General features: G+C 63.8%; 14 protein-coding genes. 2 read left to right on the top strand and 12 right to left on the bottom strand.

Features of this window, described 5'->3' with window-relative positions; genetic code table 11:
- The first annotated feature begins 120 nt into the window (after positions 1 to 120).
- The gene (locus CXQ89_RS05195; RefSeq protein ID WP_104052635.1) at positions 121 to 354 is read left to right on the top strand and encodes a hypothetical protein; all 234 of its coding nucleotides are present in this window, start codon (positions 121 to 123) and stop codon (positions 352 to 354) included.
- Positions 355 to 428: 74 nt separating this feature from the next.
- On the opposite strand, the gene CXQ89_RS05190 is transcribed toward CXQ89_RS05195, so the two are convergent.
- The 7 genes from CXQ89_RS05190 to CXQ89_RS05160 form a co-directional block, all read right to left on the bottom strand.
- Positions 429 to 860: a hypothetical protein gene (locus tag CXQ89_RS05190; RefSeq protein WP_146067198.1), complete on the bottom strand. Its 432-nt coding sequence runs from the start codon at positions 858 to 860 to the stop codon at positions 429 to 431.
- A gap of 19 nt (positions 861 to 879) precedes the next feature.
- Complete coding sequence (typA, locus tag CXQ89_RS05185) at positions 880 to 2802, bottom strand: translational GTPase TypA (RefSeq protein WP_104052637.1); 1923 nt, start codon at positions 2800 to 2802, stop codon at positions 880 to 882.
- 281 nt (positions 2803 to 3083) lie between these two features.
- Positions 3084 to 4793 (bottom strand): ABC transporter ATP-binding protein, encoded by a 1710-nt coding sequence (locus CXQ89_RS05180; protein WP_104052638.1) that lies wholly within the window; start codon positions 4791 to 4793, stop codon positions 3084 to 3086.
- 14 nt (positions 4794 to 4807) lie between these two features.
- Positions 4808 to 5800, bottom strand: a complete 993-nt coding sequence (locus CXQ89_RS05175) for an ABC transporter permease (RefSeq protein WP_104052639.1) — start codon at positions 5798 to 5800, stop codon at positions 4808 to 4810.
- Positions 5793 to 6719, bottom strand: coding sequence for an ABC transporter permease (locus tag CXQ89_RS05170; RefSeq protein ID WP_104101493.1), 927 nt, complete (start codon positions 6717 to 6719; stop codon positions 5793 to 5795). Before CXQ89_RS05170 ends, CXQ89_RS05175 begins: the two co-directional genes overlap by 8 nt.
- Before the next feature lie 132 nt (positions 6720 to 6851).
- On the bottom strand, positions 6852 to 8495 hold the full coding sequence (locus tag CXQ89_RS05165; protein WP_104052641.1) for an ABC transporter substrate-binding protein: 1644 nt from the start codon (positions 8493 to 8495) through the stop codon (positions 6852 to 6854).
- 319 nt (positions 8496 to 8814) lie between these two features.
- The gene (locus tag CXQ89_RS05160) at positions 8815 to 10614 is read right to left on the bottom strand and encodes an ABC transporter family substrate-binding protein (RefSeq protein WP_104160485.1); all 1800 of its coding nucleotides are present in this window, start codon (positions 10612 to 10614) and stop codon (positions 8815 to 8817) included.
- Between the two features lie 177 nt (positions 10615 to 10791).
- Between CXQ89_RS05160 and CXQ89_RS05155 the strand changes: the two genes are divergently transcribed.
- Positions 10792 to 11403, top strand: coding sequence for an NAD(P)-dependent oxidoreductase (locus CXQ89_RS05155; protein ID WP_104160484.1), 612 nt, complete (start codon positions 10792 to 10794; stop codon positions 11401 to 11403).
- Between the two features lie 27 nt (positions 11404 to 11430).
- Here the strand turns inward: CXQ89_RS05155 and CXQ89_RS05150 are convergent, their stop codons facing one another.
- The 5 genes from CXQ89_RS05150 to CXQ89_RS05130 form a co-directional block, all read right to left on the bottom strand.
- The gene (locus CXQ89_RS05150; protein WP_104160483.1) at positions 11431 to 13062 is read right to left on the bottom strand and encodes a glycoside hydrolase family 43 protein; all 1632 of its coding nucleotides are present in this window, start codon (positions 13060 to 13062) and stop codon (positions 11431 to 11433) included.
- Positions 13055 to 15367, bottom strand: coding sequence for a glycoside hydrolase family 3 N-terminal domain-containing protein (locus CXQ89_RS05145; protein WP_104160482.1), 2313 nt, complete (start codon positions 15365 to 15367; stop codon positions 13055 to 13057). Before CXQ89_RS05145 ends, CXQ89_RS05150 begins: the two co-directional genes overlap by 8 nt.
- Positions 15368 to 15472: 105 nt before the next feature.
- Positions 15473 to 16291, bottom strand: coding sequence for an ABC transporter ATP-binding protein (locus tag CXQ89_RS05140; protein WP_104052646.1), 819 nt, complete (start codon positions 16289 to 16291; stop codon positions 15473 to 15475).
- Positions 16291 to 17178: an ABC transporter ATP-binding protein gene (locus tag CXQ89_RS05135; RefSeq protein WP_104052647.1), complete on the bottom strand. Its 888-nt coding sequence runs from the start codon at positions 17176 to 17178 to the stop codon at positions 16291 to 16293. Before CXQ89_RS05135 ends, CXQ89_RS05140 begins: the two co-directional genes overlap by 1 nt.
- Positions 17175 to 18098, bottom strand: a complete 924-nt coding sequence (locus CXQ89_RS05130; RefSeq protein ID WP_104160481.1) for an ABC transporter permease — start codon at positions 18096 to 18098, stop codon at positions 17175 to 17177. The genes CXQ89_RS05135 and CXQ89_RS05130 overlap by 4 nt, the downstream gene beginning before the upstream one ends.
- Between the last annotated feature and the right edge of the window lies 1 nt (position 18099).

Raw genomic sequence — 18099 nt, 5'->3', positions numbered from 1 at the left:
TCCCTTGCCTTCCTGATCTGCGGACCGTCCCGGACGGGAAAAATCCACGAAGTGTTGGTTCCACGTTAGTAGCCCGAACCATTATCTCCCAGCCGGGCCCTGCCCGCGTACCATTGAACGGTGAACGTTTCGAGCCCTGCGGCCGTCCTCCGGTCCCTTCCCGACGGCGCCCGCGTGGTGGTCCGTTACCGCATAGACGGCGGTTTCACGGATGTGCTGGGCTATCTGGTTCAGGCCACGGAGGAGTCCGTTACGGTGGCGGGCCGGCTGGAAAACGTCACGGTTCCCTGTGCACTCATTACGGCAGCCAAGCAGGTACCTCCGCCGCCGGAGCGCCGTGCACCGCGGCGCTGACCCGCTGAGCCTATGACCCGCTTAAACCGAAGGAAGGCCGCCGCGGTGTCCCGCGGCGGCCTTCCTTCGGTTATCTAAGCTTCCTGCTGCGCCCCTGCGCGGCGGGCCATGGCCAGCACACGCGAGGTGATCAGTAGAGCGGCAATGGTCGCCAGTGCCTGCCCAAAGAGCCAGATCCGGCCGGCCAGGACAATCCCCGGCTGCTCCTCCAGAATGGTTCCCGTGATGATCAGCGGAGTGTCCCAGATGTCAAGGGTGAACAGGCCGAGCACCACGTAGGCCAGCAGCCCGGCTGCCGCGCTCCACAGCGCTGCACCTGCCCAAAGCCCGGCAAACACCGTGGCCGCACAGCTAAGCACTATGGCAGCCGCTGCTCCCAGGGGAAGCGGCGTGTCTCCGATGTAGAGAATCTGGGCGTGCAGCCCTGTTCCCAGCACGGAGGCCAGCAGACCGCCAAGCACAGCTGACAGCGGGCCCCGCCAGCGCGGGGCCCGACTCAGCGGCACTGTTGCCGAGCTAATGGGATTAGCTCTTGGCGCGTGCGCGGGTGACCTTGGCACGCTCGGAAGCGCCCAGGACCAGCTTGCGGATGCGGATGGACTCCGGAGTAACTTCCACGCACTCGTCTTCGCGGGCGAATTCGAGGGACTCTTCCAGAGTCAGCTTGCGCGGCGGGGTCAGGTTCTCGAAGGTGTCCGAGGAAGCGGCACGCATGTTGGTGAGCTGCTTTTCCTTGGTGATGTTCACGTCCATGTCATCGGCGCGGGAGTTCTCGCCAACGATCATGCCCTCGTAAACCTCGGAGGTGGGCTCCACGAAGAAGGAACCGCGTTCCTGCAGCTTGATCATCGCGAACGGGGTAACAACGCCGGAGCGGTCAGCGATCAGGGAACCGTTGGTGCGGTACTCGATCGGGCCAACCCAAGGCTCGTAGCCTTCAGCGATGGAGGAGGAGATGCCGGCACCGTGGGTTTCCGTGAGGAACTTGGTGCGGAAGCCGATCAGGCCGCGGGCGGGAACGATGAACTCCATGCGAACCCAGCCGGTACCGTGGTTGGACATGTTGACCATGCGGCCCTTGCGGACGGCCATCAGCTGAGTGACCGCACCGAGGTATTCCTCGGGTACGTCGATGGTCATGTGCTCCATCGGCTCGCACTTCTTGCCGTCGATCTGCTTGGTGACAACCTGCGGCTTGCCAACGGTCAGTTCGAAGCCTTCGCGGCGCATCTGCTCCACGAGGATGGCCAGGGCGAGCTCGCCGCGGCCCTGAACTTCCCAGGCATCCGGACGCTCGGTCGGAAGGACCTTCAGCGAAACGTTACCGATCAGTTCCTTGTCGAGGCGGTCCTTGACCTGGCGGGCCGTAACCTTGGCGCCCTTCACGCGGCCGGCCAGCGGCGACGTGTTGATACCGATGGTCATGGAGATTGCCGGATCATCGACAGTAATCAGCGGCAGCGGCTTGGGGTTGTCGATGTCGGTGAGGGTTTCACCAATGGTGATGTCCTCGATACCGGCAACGGCAACGATTTCGCCGGGGCCGGCGGATTCGGTCGGAACCCGGTCCAGGGCCTTGGTGGCCAGCAGTTCGGTGATCTTGACGGACTTCATGGTGCCGTCGGCACGGGCCCAGGCAACGGTCTGACCCTTGTGCAGGGTGCCGTTGAAGATGCGCAGCAGTGCCAGGCGACCCAGGAACGGAGAAGCGTCAAGGTTGGTCACGTGGGCCTGAAGGACGCCCTCGGGATCGTAGGTGGGCGCCGGGATGTGGTCGATGATCGTCTGGAACAGCGGTTCCAGGTTGTCATTGGCCGGAGCGGAGCCGTCAGCCGGCTGTTCCAGGGAAGCAGCGCCGACGCGGGCGGCTGCGTAAACGACCGGAACGTTCAACACCAGGTCCAGGTCCAGGTCCGGAACTTCGTCCGCGAGGTCCGAGGCCAGGCCCAGGAGCAGGTCCATGGCTTCGCTGACGACCTCGTCGATGCGGGAGTCGGGACGGTCGGTCTTGTTGACCAGAAGGATGACGGGCAGCTTGGCGGCCAGCGCCTTGCGCAGCACGAAACGGGTCTGCGGCAGCGGGCCCTCGGAAGCATCAACGAGCAGCACAACGCCGTCCACCATGGACAGGCCTCGCTCAACCTCGCCGCCGAAGTCGGCGTGGCCGGGGGTGTCGATCACGTTGATGGTAATGGTTTCACCCTTGGCAGCCGGACCGTTGTAGAACACGGTGGTGTTCTTGGCCAGGATGGTGATGCCCTTTTCGCGCTCCAGGTCACCGGAGTCCATCACGCGTTCTTCCACGTTTCCGTGGGCGGCAAACGAGTTCGTCTGCTTCAGCATGGCGTCGACGAGAGTCGTCTTACCGTGGTCAACGTGGGCCACAATCGCAACGTTGCGGAGATCGCTTCGTACTGCGGTATTTACAGCCGTGTTGGTTTCTGACATGCGTGAGGACTCAATTCATAGGAGATAAGTTCGAAGGTGGTGCACAGTAGCCCAGTCGTGTGACCGGGCTAATCCGGCCGTTCTGTACGAATCCCGCTCTGCACGTATGCTCCGTAAGAATGTACCGAAGGCGCCGCCGTCAGCGGGCACGCTAATATTCTAGTCCGAAGACCATAAGTTCCCTAATGGACCCGATTTGTCCCCGCCGCTGCGCGGATCCTGACGCACGGAAGGCAGGCCGCCCGCGGGCAGCCTGCCTTCCGCCGGTATCGGGAAATACCCTAGGCAACTTCCGGAGGAAGCATCAGCCCGGCACCCGGGATGGCCGCCAGCAGCGCCTTCGTGTATTCCTGCTGCGGATTGTCGAAGACATCGTCCGTGGACCCGGTTTCGACGATCCGGCCCTTCTGCATCACGCACACCTCGTCCGCGATCTGGCGGACCACGGCCAGGTCATGGGTGATGAACAGGTAGCTCAGCCCCAGTTCGGACTGAAGATCGGCCAGCAGGTTCAGGATCTGCGCCTGGACCAGGACGTCCAGGGCCGAAACAGCCTCATCACAAATGACCACTTCCGGGTCCAGCGCCAGTGCGCGGGCAATGGCCACGCGCTGGCGCTGTCCGCCCGACAGCTCGTTCGGGTAGCGCCGCATCATCGATGCCGGCAGCGAGACCTGGTCCAGCAGCTCCCGGACCTTCTTCTCGCGGCTCTTGGAATTGCCGATGCCGTGAACGCGGAGCGGTTCCTCGATGGTCCGGAAGATGTTGTACATCGGGTCCAGCGAACCGTACGGGTCCTGGAAGATGGGCTGCACACGGCGCCGGAAATCGAACATCCTCTTGCGGTTCAGAGTGGTGATGTCCACTCCGTCGAACAGGATCTGCCCCTCCGTTGCCTTTTCCAGGCCCAGGACCATCCGTGCCACCGTGGATTTGCCGGAGCCGGATTCGCCGACGACGGCGGTGGTGGTGCCGCGCGGAATCGTAAAGGACACGTCGTCGACGGCTTTGAAGTCGGTGGACTTGCCCAGCGCCCCGCGCAGCTTGAACACCTTGGAAAGCTGCTTCACCTCAATGACGTTCTCGGTCTTGACTCCGTCGGGATGTGCCGCGAGGAGTTCCGCCGAGTCATCCAGGCCCAGTGATTTCGCCGTCTCAATCCGCCGGGAGGCGAGCGAGGGCGCGGATTCCACGAGCTTGCGGGTGTACGGGTGCTGCGGGTTGGTGAGGATTTCCAGTGCGGGACCGGATTCCACCACCTGCCCCTTGTACATCACGACAACCTTGTGGGCGCGCTCGGCTGCAAGGCCGAGGTCATGGGTAATAAGCAGGACTGCAGTGCCAAGCTCGTCGGTCATGCGGTCCAGGTGGTCCAGGATCTGGCGCTGCACCGTGACATCCAGGGCCGACGTCGGCTCATCGGCGATGAGCAACCGCGGCCGGCAGGACAGGCCAATGGCAATCAGCGCACGCTGGCGCATGCCGCCGGAGAACTCGTGCGGGTACTGGTTGGCCCGCTCCGCGGCGTCCGGCAGTCCGGCCTCGCTGAGCACCTGCGCAATATCCTTCGCGGTGTGCGGCAGGCCGTTGGCCTTCAGCGTTTCCTTGACCTGGAAGCCGATCTTCCACACGGGGTTCAGGTTGGACATCGGATCCTGCGGAACCATGCCAATGGAGGAACCGCGCAGCTCAACGATGCGCTTCTCACTCGCATGGGTGATGTCTTCACCGTCAAAGATGATGCTGCCTCCGGAGACTGCACCGTTGGCGGGCAGAAGACCGATGGCGGCCAGCGCCGTCGTCGACTTTCCGGAGCCGGACTCCCCCACGATCGCGACCGTTTCTCCGGGCATGATCGTCAGGTGGGCGTTGCGCACAGCCGGGACGTCGCCGTTGTTCGTCTTGAACGTAATGGCGAGGTCCCGCACTTCGAGCAGCGGCTTGGGCAACCCGTTCAGGGGCTGCGACTGGTCCATGGAATGCGTGGACATGGTTCCATCCTTAGTCATCGCTTACGCGACTTGGGGTCGAGCGCGTCCCGCAGAGCATCACCGAGCATGATGAAGGACAGCACGGTCAGCGACAGTGCAAGTGCCGGCCAGAACAGGGCCATCGGATTGGTGCGCAGGGAGGGCTTCGCGGAGAAAATATCGTTGCCCCAGGACATGACGTCCGGCGGCAGGCCAATGCCCAGGAAGGACAGTGTTGACTCGGCCACGATGAAGGTGCCCAGCGAAATGGTTGCGATGACGATGACGGGTGCCATCGCATTCGGAATGACGTGCTTGATCAGCGCAGACATCCGTGAGACGCCCAGCGACTGGGCTGCCGTGACGAAGTCCGCGTTGCGTATCTCAAGCACGGCGCCGCGCGTAATGCGGGCAACCTGCGGCCAGCCGAACGTGACCAGGATCAAGACGATGGTCCATACGTTGCGGTTCTCCCGGAAGAACGGAAGCTGCACCACAACAATGGCGCCAAGGATCATCGGCAGCGCAAAGAAGATGTCGCTGACGCGGGCCAGGATGGCATCAACCCAGCCGCCGAAGAAACCGGCAAGGGCGCCAATGACGCCGCCGACAACAACCACGCCGAGGGTGGCCAGCAGGCCGACCATCAGCGATGAGCGTGTTCCATAGACCACTCGGGCCAAAACATCGCAGCCCTGCTGGGTAAAGCCGAGCGGGTGGCCCGCAATCGGACCGCCGTCTGAATTGGCCAGCAGGCAGTTGTCGTTGGGCTGTTCGCTGGTGAAGATGCCGGGGAACAGTGCCACGACAATTACGGCCAGAAGCAGCAGGGCGCTGATGATGAACAGGGGCTGCTTGCGCAGGCTGCGCCAGGCTTCGCCCCAGATGCTGCGGGGCGCGCCGTCTGCGGTCGAGCTGTCAACGGGCTGGACCGGAGTCTCCTCCACGTCCGCCACAAAATGCTCGATCGGGTAGGGAGAGACCTTGCCGCGTGAAGCGGGGGTCAGTGCTTTGTCATTCTCAGGCATATCGAATCCTCGGGTCCAGCCACGCGTACAGAAGATCTACCAACAGGTTGGCGAGGCAAAAAATCAGGATCAGCACGGTGACGATGGAGACGACCACCGGAGCTTCACCATTGAGCACGGCGCGGTACAGAGTGTTGCCGACGCCGTTGACGTTGAAGATCCCTTCGGTCACGATCGCGCCGCCCATCAGGGCACCCAGGTCGGCGCCCAGGAAAGTGGCAACCGGAATCATGGAGTTGCGGAGAATGTGCACCGTGACGACGCGCGGACGGCTCAGGCCCTTGGCCGTTGCGGTGCGGACATAGTCAGCGTTGGCGTTCTCAATCACGCTCGTGCGGGTAAGACGCAGCACATAGGCGAAGGAAACCAGGCCCAGCACAATGGCAGGCAGCAGCAACTCGGTAAAGGACGCGTCACCGCTCACGGTGGGGTTGGTCCAGGCGAGTTTGACGCCAAAGACGAACTGCATCAGGAAGCCGAGCACGAAGATCGGGACGGAGATGACCACCAGGGACACCACGAGAACCGTGGAGTCGAAGATCTTGCCCTTGCGCAGGCCGGCGAAGAGGCCGAAGACGATGCCGAAGACGGCTTCGAAGACGAGGGCCATGACAGCCAGCTTTGCGGTGGTCGGGAAGACCTCAGCGATGATGGTGGAGATCTCGCGGCCGGCGAAGTTTGTTCCCAGGTCGAAGGTCAGAACGCCCTTGAGGTACAGGAGGTACTGCATCCAGAACGGCTGGTCCAGATTGTACTGGGCACGCAGTGATGCTTCGACGGCGGGGGTGCAGCCCTTATCGCCGCAGATGGCGGCCGTCGCGTCGCCGGGAAGGCTGAAGACCAGGAAGTAGAGAAGCAGTGTTGCACCCAGGAAAACGGGGATTAACTGCAGGAAGCGCCGAAGAACGTATCCGGCCATCAGATGTTTGCCTCTGGCACAGTGCGCACACGGGGGCGCTGGTTGGTGAAACTCATATTAAGAGCACCTTTACATTGGAGCGGCCCAAGGGCCCGGCTGCGGTGTGCGGCCGGGCCCCCGAGCTGTGAGGAATTACTTGCCGGTGATGGCGTAGTACAGGGGTACGCCGTTCCAGCCGAACTCAACGTTGGTCACGTTGGTGCTCCAGCCGCCCTGGGCAACCTGGTACCACAGGGGGATGGCGGGAAGATCTTCGAGGAGCATTTCCTGCGCCTCGTTCATCTTCTCGTTGCCTTCTTCAACGGTGGATGCCGAGAGACCCTCGCTCAGCAGAGCGTCGAACTCGGGGTTCTCGTAACGTGCGTCGTTGGAGCCGGCTCCGGTGGCGTAGATCGGGCCGAGGAAGTTGTACAGCGACGGGTAGTCTGCCTGCCAGCCGGAGCGGATGGCTCCGGTGAGGACAGCGTCGCTGGCTTCGGTGCGGACTTCCTTGAACGTCGCGTACGGCTTGCCGGTGACCTCGATGCCGAGGTTGTTCTTGAGACCGTTGACTACGGCTTCAACCCAGGTCTTGTGGTCGCCCTTGTCCGCGTTGTACGCGATGGTCAGGGGCTGGGACTCGTCGTACGGCGAGATCTTCTCGGCTTCTTCCCAGAGTTCCTTGGCCTTTTCAGGGTTGAACTCCAGGTTTTCACTGCCGGGCAGGTCCGCGGAGTAGCCATCCAGCACGGGTGCTGTGAAGTCTTCCGCCGGGGTGCGGCCGTTGCTGAAGATCACCGAGGTGATTTCTTCGCGGTCGATCGCCATGGAGAGAGCCTGGCGGCGCAGCTTGCCGGCTTCACCGCTCCAGTTCTCCAGGTAGTAGGGGATGGCGATGGTCTGGTTGCCCGCGTACGGGGACTCGATGGAGCGTTCCTCGCCGAGGTCATTCTTGAAGTTCTTGACGTCTGACGTCGGAATGGTCTTCAGGACGTCCAGGTTGTTGGAAATCAGGTCCTGGTAGGCCGTGGTGTCGTTCTGGTAGATCTTGAACGTAATACCGGCGTTCTGGGCTTTCTGAGGTCCTTCGTAGGACTCGTTCGGGACCAGGTTGATCTCCTGGTTGTGCTCCCAGGCGCCTTCTCCGTCGAACTTGTACGGACCGTTGCCCACGGGGTTCTCGCCGTAGGTCTTCGGGTCGGCAAGGGCTTCGGGGATCATCGGGTAGAACGCGCTGTAGCCCAGGCGCAGCGGCCAGTCGGACTCAGGCTGCTTCAGCGTGACCTCGAACGTGGTGTCATCAATGACCTTCAGCCCGGACATGGTGTCCACTTCCGAGCCTTCGGCGCTGGCTTCGTCGTATCCCTCGATGCTCTCGAAGAAGTAGCTGGAGAGCTGGGCGTTCTTTGCCGCGGCGCCGTAGTTCCAGGCATCCACGAAGGACGAAGCAGTTACCGGCGCACCGTTGCTGAAGGTTTTGCCTTCCTTCAGCTTGATGGTGTAGTTCTGCGCGTCTTCGGTCTCGATCGACTCGGCCATTTCATTCTGCGGCTTGCCGTCAGCGTCGTAGCTGATCAGGCCGGCAAAAAGCAGGTCCAGTACCGCCCCGCCGCCCACCTCATTGGTGTTCGTGGGGATCAACGGGTTCTGGGGCTCTGAGCCGTCGGCAATGATGACACGGCTGGTGTCACCTTCTGCGCCGGATTCCGAGGAACCATCTCCCCCGCCGCAGGCGCTCAGCGCCAGAACGGCCACGGCCGCGACGCTCAGCATTTTGGAAGTGCGTGTGAAGCGCATTCCGCCTCCTATGTTGTCTATGGGTGCCAACGTGTTGCGTCGGCATTGCGGCTCGCAGACAGTGAGCCGACTCACAAGGTCAAAAGCATATTGCTTTGGAGTACACCGTACTCACCACGGGGAGCCGTGATTGACTCCCGGGACGCCTCCGGCGGCCCATAGCAAGGCAAAAAGGTGCCCCTCGTCTGGAATTATATAGAAAGACATGTCGAGATAACGATTTGGCATACCCCTGACGTGTTACGACACAATGGTGTCCTTTTGCCTTCCGACCTGCCATTATGCCGACGGTCGCGGGGGCATGCCATGACCAACGTCACTACCGGGCTACGGACCACTCCCAGAAGTTCCACCACAGTCCGGTCTGGTTGGGCATGTATTCGACATGCTCGATGGTGTCCGCTGAAGCTTGCAGCCCCGGCACCTGATAGAGGGGCAGTCCGTAGCGCGCGTCCCAGATGAGCCGGTCAATCCGGGTCTGAAGCTCATCCCGGCGCTGGGCGTCAGTCTCCGTCACGAGTTCGTCCATCAGCGCATCCGCTGCGGGACTGGAAAAACCGTTGAAGTTGGAGGCCGAGCCGGTCCGGAAGACCTGAGGCACTCCGGACACCCCGACCCCGGAGGCAGTCCAGCCAAAGATGGCAGCGTCATGGCTGTCCGTTCCCAGTTGTTCCGCCCAGTCAGAGGCGGGAAGTCCGCCGTCGACGACGGTGAACCCGGCTTCGGACGCTGACTCTTGAATCAGCTTGAACGCAGCCGCCCGGTTGGTGTTGTCACGGTTGTAAAGGATGCGCACCTCGGGTGTGGCGCCGTCGAGCAGGTCCCGCGCACGGTCCGGATCCACCGCGGCGAACTCCCGGGAGCCGTTTGTGGCGGCTGCCTCCTCATAGGCGGACTGGTCGGTGAGGAACACTTCGGAGTCTAACGGCTTCGCCTCGGGCTGCAGCGGCTGCACAGTTGCCTCCACGATGGCTTGGCGCGGCACGGTATGAAGAAAGGCTTCGCGGACAGTCTTGTCTGCGAAGATGCCGTCGAACTTCAGGTCCAGATGGTCATAGGCAAGCTGGTTTCCCCGGTGCAGGTTGATGTTGCCCATCGACTCGAGTTCCGTCAGCGTGCCGCTGTCCGCCGGCGGAGAGATGATGTCCACGGTGCCGTCTTTCAGGGCTGCCGCCTGGCCGGAAGAATCCTGGAGGAACCGCACCGTGATCCGGTCCAGCTCCGGCTGGGGACCCCACCGGTAATCGTCGTTCCGCACCAGCGTCAGGGACGTTCCCGGTTCGATGCTCTGAACTATGTAAGGGCCGCTGGAAAGATAAAGCGCCGGGTCATCCGGAAGTCCGTCGGTGGTGAAGGCTGTGTTCCAGTAGTCTGCGACAGCCCGCAGTTCCGGGTTGACCGGAGCAGGATCCAGGGCATCGCCTGCGGGGGTGTTCCGGATCAACCGGGTCAGTTCTTTTTCGTCTGCCAGCCCTGCACCCTGGGCGACGACGTGCGCCGGGACGCCGATCCCGCCGTCGTCGGCCAGTGATCCGAACGCTGTCTCCCAGTCCGCGTACGGCTGCGAATAGGTCAGGGTGATGGACCGGTTGTCATCACCGATTTCCGGAAGGCCGGTCAGGGCCAGGGCCTCAGTGGACCCCGCGTAGTCGAAATAGCGCGTGCCTGAGAGAACAGTGCCGTTGCTGGCCGTGAGCTCGTCATCGAACCGCCCGGATGCTGCGGCCCAGGCGAGCATCATGTCATCCGCACCCACCGGAGCTCCGTCGGACCAGGCCACCCCCTCATTGACCGTGTACTTTACCGTCAGCGGATCCTCGGAGATTCTTTCGTAGGTGCCGAAATCCTCCAGCGGAACAACGTCCAGGTTGTTGTCCACATAGTTGAAGCCCGAGTGGGTGGCATAGGCAATGCGGTTGTTGATGTCCGTGTTCCCGTCCGCAGTTTGCGGATTGAAGGAGCTGAAGGAGCTGGTCTCCGCCACGGAGATCTCACCTCCCGGAGTCGGCGAGGTTCCGGGCACTTCCTCGACGGCATCCGGCTCAGCGGTGCAGGCACCCAGGACCAGGACCCCTGCGGCGCACGCAGCGATGAGTTTGGTCAGGCGGTCAAAACGCATAGTTGCTCCCCGGGACGTTATGGCGTTGATCGCACACCCTGTGATGATGACACACGGCGCCCTGTTCCCACGAGCATCAGCCGGGTGAGCCGATGTTGGAGTCAGGCGTAGTCGGCCTAGGCGCCGATAAGATAGTTTCAGGCTCTGAGAGCACGTCACAACGAATAAGAGGACCCTGTGAAGATCACCATTGTCGGCGGCTCAAAAGGCACCGGAGCACAGCTCGCCGCGCTCGCGCAGGCAGCAGGCCACGAGGTTACGGTCGTTTCCCGCAGCGGCAACGCACCCGCAGGCGTACACGCGGTCACCGGCGATGCGACCGACCCCGCCGTAGCAGCCCGGGCGGTGGCGGGAGCCGACGCCGTCGTTGTCACCGTGGGCGGCGCCAAGGGTGTTTCCCGGCAGCGGACGGCTGTCACCGAAAGCGTCATCGGTGCGATGCAGAAAGCCGGCGTGCACCGGCTCCTGGTGCAGTCCTCGCTGGGTGCCGGAGATTCCGGCTCGCAGATGGCCGCACCGCTGCGGCTCGTCATGCAGGCAGTGCTCGCCAAGGCCCTGGCGGATCACAACAAGCAGGAGGCTGCCGTGCAGAGTTCCGGCCTGGAATGGACGATCGTCCGTCCCACCGGCCTCACGGACAAGGAGCCGACCGGCTCCTGGAAGGCGCTGACAACGGGCGACGGCGGCCGGCTGGGCGGGTCGATCCCCCGCCGTGACCTAGCCGCCTGCATGCTCGGGTTGCTTACTGACGATTCGAGCGTGGGCAAGGCCCTTGGGGTGAGCAGCTAGCTCGGGCAACTCCAGCTAGCCCCGAGGTCAGTGTTCGTAGACCATCTCCGCGAAAACCGCTCCGGTACCGGCTGTTCCCATCGAGTAGACCGAGGCCACGGCACCGACAAAACCGCCGGCGGCTTCGGTGCTGAGCACCCGTGCCGGGAGGTCTGCGCTAAGAACAACGGCCCCGTCTGTTCCGGTTTCCACGCGCACCGTGGCACCATCGAGAACGGCCATCCGCAGTTCGATACCGGCAGGTTCACCAGCCACAAGACGGTCGAACGTTTCGTCGTCGAGGTTCCGGGATTCAACTATCCGGCTCACACCGCCCGCCACCTCTACGATGTCGATACGAGCCGCCTTCTCCACGCTGAGCTCGGCCCGGATCTGTGATTCCGGGCTCTGCGACAGACTGATTCCCACCAGGGTCTGCATCGGCCCGCCAGCCGCCGGGGACCTGAGCAGGCGTTCGACGGTGGCGGCGAACGCGGCCGTGTGGTGGGAGAGGCGAACCCCCAGCGCCGCGGCAGGTTCCGTCCGGTCGACGCGCGCCCCCGTGGACAGCAAGGCGATCCTGTTCTCGCTGCCCGCCTCCCCCATATGCTGAGCCGGGAATCCCCGGGCCGTTATCCACGGTTCGTCCCGGCCCAGGACCCTGCGCACCGGGTTGGGGGAGGTGATGAGAGGTTGCTCAGCCGCTGCAACGGTTTCAGCAGTCACAAACGCAGGCACTTTTCCCGATTCAGGCAGGCATCCCAGACCGGGGTTGAATACCGGCCAATCGTTCTCCCACGCCACCGGCGCCAAGAAGGTCTCCCGGCCCAGCAGCGTCAGACTGTGCCGTGGTCTCGTCGCGAGCGCCACGGCCCACCAGGATCCGTCGGTTGCCTGAACCAAGTCGGCGTGGCCGACGCATTGAACGGCGGCGGTGCCGCCGAAGTTCCGATGCGTGAGCACCGGGTTACGGGGATTGCCAAGGTACGGACCCGTGACATGGTTCGCGCGCGCCACGCTGACGGCATGGTTGTCGCCCGTGCCGCCTTCCGCGGCGAGCAGGTAGAAGTACTCACCGTGTTTATAGAGGTGCGGCCCCTCCGCCCATATGGCCCCTTTGACTGCCCCGGTCCAGAGGATGTGTTCGGGCCCCGTCAGGCGGCCTTCGACAGGGTCAAGGCGCTGCAACCAGATCTCGGTCTGTCCCTCGTATTCCGGCTCAGCAACCTGTCTGCAGCCCGCCCACCAGATATCGTCACCGTCGAAGAAGATGGTGGGATCGATGCCAGCGGCGTCGGGCAGCCATACGGGGTTGCTCCACGGTCCCGCAGCGCTGGCGGCCGTGATGTAAAAGCTTCCCGACGGTCCGTCAACCCCCACCGCGGTGCAGGCGATGTAGAAGAGGCCGTTGTGTTCCCGGATTGTCGGCGCAAACAGGCCGCCGGAGGCCCTGGCAGAGGAAAGGTCGAGCTGTTCCGGCCGTGTGATGGCGTGCCCGATCAAGTCCCAGTGCACCAGGTTGGTGCTGGCGTAGACAGGAAGTCCCGGCAGGTACTCAAACGTGGAATTTACCAAATAGAAGGTGTCACCCTGTCGACAGATCGACGGGTCCGGGTGCATGCCCTCCAACAGGGGGTTCGTGAAGGTAAGGGACTGCTCCGGGGCCGGGACTTTACTCATTGGATACGGCGACCGGCGTGGTCAGGACCCGGCCGCTGCCGAGAATCCGTCGCTGACCCGTCACGGCAATGCGTGCGTTCTGGCCGTCGTCCTCTGCATTGTGGGCGACGGCGAGAGTGGCTTCGAGCGGACCGATCTCCCACTGTCCCGTCTGTCCCACATAGCTGAGGCGATCAGCAGACACGGTAAAGGTGACGGTCCGGCTTCCGCCGGCCTCGATGTCCACAGCGGCATAACCAATGAGGGTCGAGACGGGACGCGTCACGTGTGCCGTGACCTCGCGGAGGTATAGCTGCACCACGTCAGTGCCGTCCCGTTCACCGGTGTTCTGCACCTTGACGGCCACCTGCAGTGTGCCGGTGCTGTCAATCTCATGTGCATCGAGTATCAGGCTCGAGTGGGTGAAGGTGGTGTAACTCAGGCCGTGGCCAAACGGAAACACGAATTCGGCACCCAACGAGGTCACCGCCGACGTTCCGGCGAGAGCCGGTCGCAGATAAGTAGCTGGCTGGCGGCCGGCGGGTCCCGGGTAGGACAGTGTGGTGCGGCCACGCGGATTGATGCGGCCGGACAGGGCGCCCGCCACAGCCGATGCTCCTTCCTGCCCGGGGAACCAGGACTGCACGATAGCGGCGCAGCGGTCCGCCGCCCAGGACAGGTCATAGGGGCGGCCGGTGATGAGGACGAGGACAACAGGTTTTCCGGTGTCCAGCAGCGCCTCGACGAAGCGGCGCTGTACACCGGGCAGCTCGAGGCTGTCCACGTCGTTGCCCTCTCCCACCGTGCCGCGGCCGAACAGTCCGGCTTGGTCCCCCATCACGGCCACCACAACATCGGCGGCACCGGCCTGGGCCACGGCAGCGTCGAATCCCCCGGCATCGTCACCTTCAACCTCGCAGCCGCGGGCGTAGTCAAGGGACGGGAATTCGTTCCTCAGGGCGTCCAAGACGGTGGGGATATCGATCCCGGAGGCAACATCGGGATAATGGGCCTCCACGTGGTTGGTGAAGCTGTAATCTCCGAGCAGGGCGGTCCTGCTGTCCGCGTTGGGACCTACCACGGCGATCCGGGCGGCGGCTTCCAGCGGCAGCGTGCCGTCATTCGCGAGCAGGATGATCGATTTCTCGGCCACTTCCCGTGCGAGGTCCCGGTGGGCTGCGGGGTTGAGGTCCGGAGCCACGGCCTCGGTGCCGGCGCGCTCCGCGTAACCGGCGGCGGCCGCGAAGCCGGCCGGCAGCAGCCCGTAGTGCTGCTTCTGCAGCAAAACCCGGCGGAGTGCGGCGTCAACCGCTTCCTCCTCCAAATCCCCGGAGCGAACGGCGGCAACCAGGTGCGGGAATGCTGCGGCGTCCGGGAGCTCGACGTCGACGCCGGCTGAAATGGCGCGCACCGCGGACTCCGCGCGGGACCGGGTAACGCCCTGCGTTGTCTGCAGGAAATTTACGCCGAAGTAGTCGGAAACCACGGTGCCGTCGAAACCGAAGCCGGTGCGCAGCACATCCGTGAGCAGGTGTTTGTCACCGTGCGAAGGCACGTGGTCAATCGCGGAGTAGGACGGCATGATGGAGCGTGGCGAGCCTTCGCGGATGGCAACTTCAAAGGGATAGAGGAAGACTTCGGCCAGCTCCCGGGGCCCGGCGTCCACGGGTGCGTGGTTGCGCCCGGCCCGGGAAGCGGAATACCCCACAAAATGCTTAGGGGTGGCGATGATGTCCCTGCTTTCCAGGCCCCGGATGTAGGCGGCGCCCAGGGTTCCCACCACGTACGGATCCTCGCCGAAGGTCTCCTCGGTGCGGCCCCAGCGGGCGTCGCGGGCGACGTCCAGCACCGGTGCGAGTCCCTGGTGGACCTCCAGTCCCTGCAGGCTGTCGCCGATCGCAGCACCCACGCGCTCGATCAGTTCCGGGTCCCAGGTTGCCGCATACGCGGGAGGTGACGGGAAGGTGGTGGCTCCCCATGCCGCCACGCCGGTCAAGCATTCCTCGTGGACGATCGCACCGATTCCGTGCGGGGCGGCGTCGCGCAGTCCTGCCTGCAGCCGGCGCAGTGTTTCCAACCCGTACTGGGCCGAAACCGGGCGCGTGCCGTAGAGCCTCGTGATCTGGCCGAGGCCTTCGGCCTCCGTCTCCGCCCAGGCCTTGGCCCGGCCGGTGTTCTCGGCCTGGGCCGGTGCCACCTCGCCGCCGTCGGCCACTCCGATCCAGAGACCGACCAGCTGGGCCACCTTCTCTTCCAGGGTCAGGGCGTTGATCAGGCTCTCTACGTCGGGGGCCTCTGTCAGGGTGTGCGCAGTCTCGTCAGTCATGGGGTGCTTCCTTTGGACTCGGTGAATCGAAGATCGGTGAAGAAAGGGTTCGGTGCGTGGCCGGACAACCCCGGAGCGAGTGTGTGGCCACAGCGGTGCGCAGGGTCAGGCTCTGCCCTGCAGCTCGGCGAACCGAGGATGTGTTCCCGGGTCGGGAGCAGCCGCCAGCAGCCGCTTCGTGTATTCGTGCCGGGGATCGAGGATGACGGCGTCGGACGGTCCGTGCTCAACCACCTCGCCCCGGTACATCACCAGGATTTCGTCCGAAAAATGGCGGGCTGTGGCCAGGTCATGGGTGATGTACAGGACGGCCAGGTCCTCCTCCCGCTGCAGCTGCGCCATCAGGTTGAGCACGCCAAGCCGGATGGAGACGTCAAGCATCGAGACTGGTTCATCGGCGATGAGCACCCGCGGTTTCGGTGCCAGCGCCCGGGCAATGGCGACCCGCTGCCGCTGTCCGCCGGAGAGCTCATGCGGGCGGCGGTGGATGAAATCAGGAGCCGGGGTGAGGTTCACCCGTTCCAGCAGCCGGAGCACTTCCCGGTCATATCCGGCGGCGGATTCGGCCTGCCGGTTCAGCTGCAGCGGCCTGCGCAGATGATGGCTGATGGAGTGGTAGGGGTTCAGCGAGGCGAACGGATCCTGAAACACCATCTGCACTGCGCTCCGGTACCGGCGCAGCGCACGGCCGGCGGATGCGATCTTGAGACCGTCGAGTTCAATGCTGCCGGCGGTGGGTTTTTCCAGCTGGGCGATCATGCGTGCCACGGTGGATTTGCCGCTCCCGCTCTCCCCCACCAGGGCAACCGTCCGTCCCGAGGTCAGTTCAAAGGAAACGTCGTTGACTGCACGGAATCTGCCCCTGGCGCCGCCGGAACGGGAGGGGAAGTCCTTGATGAGGCCGTTGACTGAGAGGGTGGACATCAGATTGCCCCTGCCGTTGTGGTTGAGCTGTTGATGGATTCCCCGGTGCGGATGAAGTCTCCCCGTGCTCCGGTCAGGGAGGGGAAGGACTTGAGCAGCTTGCGGGTATAAGGATGGTCTGCGTCGGCGTAGATTTTCTCCGCCGTCGCCAGTTCAACGATCTCCCCGGCGAGCATCACCGCTATCCGGTCGGAGATTTCCAGGAGCATGGGCAGGTCGTGGGTGATGAAGATGACCGCAAAGCCGAACTCGTCGCGCAGCCGCTGGATTTCGCCCAGGATTTCCCGCTGCACCACCACGTCCAAGGCTGTCGTCGGCTCATCCATGATCATCAGCTGCGGGTTCAATGCGAGCGCCATGGCGATCATGACCCGCTGGCGCATGCCGCCGGAGAGCTCGTGCGGATAGGCCCGCATCCGGTCGGCTGACACCCCCACCAGTTCAACGAGGTGGCGGATGCGGTCCCGGCGTTCAGCGCGTTTCATCTTTGGGCGATGCGTCGTTAGAACGTCGTCGATCTGGTCCTGCACCGACAGCACCGGATTCAGCGAGTTCATCGCTCCCTGGAACACCATGGATGTCTTGTCCCACCGGTAGCTGCGCAGCCGTTCACCGGACAGTGCGAGAACATCGATGTCGCTGCCCGAGGCGTCGTGAAAGGTCACCGCACCGTTTTCGATGACGGCGGGCGGCTTCAGCAGCTGGTTGATGCCGTACGCAAGGGTTGATTTGCCGCAGCCGCTCTCCCCTGCCAGGCCCAGGATCTCTCCGCGGCGGACGGTGAGGCTCACGTCCTTGACCGCATGAACCCGGGTGGCGGCGTGATAAATCACGTTGAGGTTCTCAATGGTCAGCAGCGCTTCGGCGGTATGGGGTGTCTCGCTCATCGGGTGGCCTTTCGTGCGGCTTTGGCGGCGGTGGCCAGGCGGAGCTTGGGGTTGATGACCTCGTCAATGGCAAAGTTGATCAACGCCAGTCCGGCGCCGAGCAGCGCAATCATCAGTCCCGGCGGAATGAACCACCACCAGGCGCCCAGTCTGAGCGAGAAGGCATTCTGCGCGTAGAACAGCATGCTGCCCCAGGAGAACGTGCCGGAAACACCCAGGCCAAGAAAGGACAGGCTCGATTCGCCGAGGATCGCGAAGATGACCGCGAAGACAAACTGGGAGGCCAGGACGGGCAGCAGGTTGGGCAGGATCTCAACAAGGATGATGCGCCACGTCGGTTCGCCGGCCACCTTGGCTGCCAGCACGTAGTCCCGGTTGCGCATGGACAGGGTCTGGGCCCGCAGCACCCGTGCCCCGCCGGCCCAGGAGGTGAGGGTGAGGACAACGATGATCATCAGCAGCCCTTTTTGCTCCACATAGCTGGCCACCACAATCATCAGCGGGATGCCCGGAATCACCAGGGCCACGTTGGTGAAGAGGGAAAAGCTTTCATCCCAGCGTCCGCCCAGGTAGGCACCGAGGATCCCGACCAGCCCGGAAAGCGCCACGGCAAGGAACCCGACCGTGACGCCCACAATCAGTGAACCGCGCGTGGCATGGGCGAGTTGGGCGAGGACGTCCTGCCCCGTCTGGGTGGTGCCCAGCAGGTGCTCTCCGGAGGGCCCGGAAAGTCCAATGTTGCTGATCGCCATGGGATCGGTGACCAGCAGCGGCCCGATAAGCCCGAACAGCGCAATCGCAACGGTGATCCCCAGGCCGATCACCAGTTTGGGTGTCCGGGGCGGAAGGCTTCGCCGCATCCCGTCGAACCGCCGCTGCGGCTCGGGGCTGAAGGTGGAAAGTTGAGCGGTGGACGTCATG

The organism is Arthrobacter sp. ZGTC212 (assembly GCF_002929255.1).
Taxonomy (GTDB): domain Bacteria; phylum Actinomycetota; class Actinomycetes; order Actinomycetales; family Micrococcaceae; genus Arthrobacter_B; species Arthrobacter_B sunyaminii.
The sequence above is the reverse complement of the archived record's forward strand: the minus strand, read 5'-3'. Positions and strand labels throughout refer to the sequence as shown.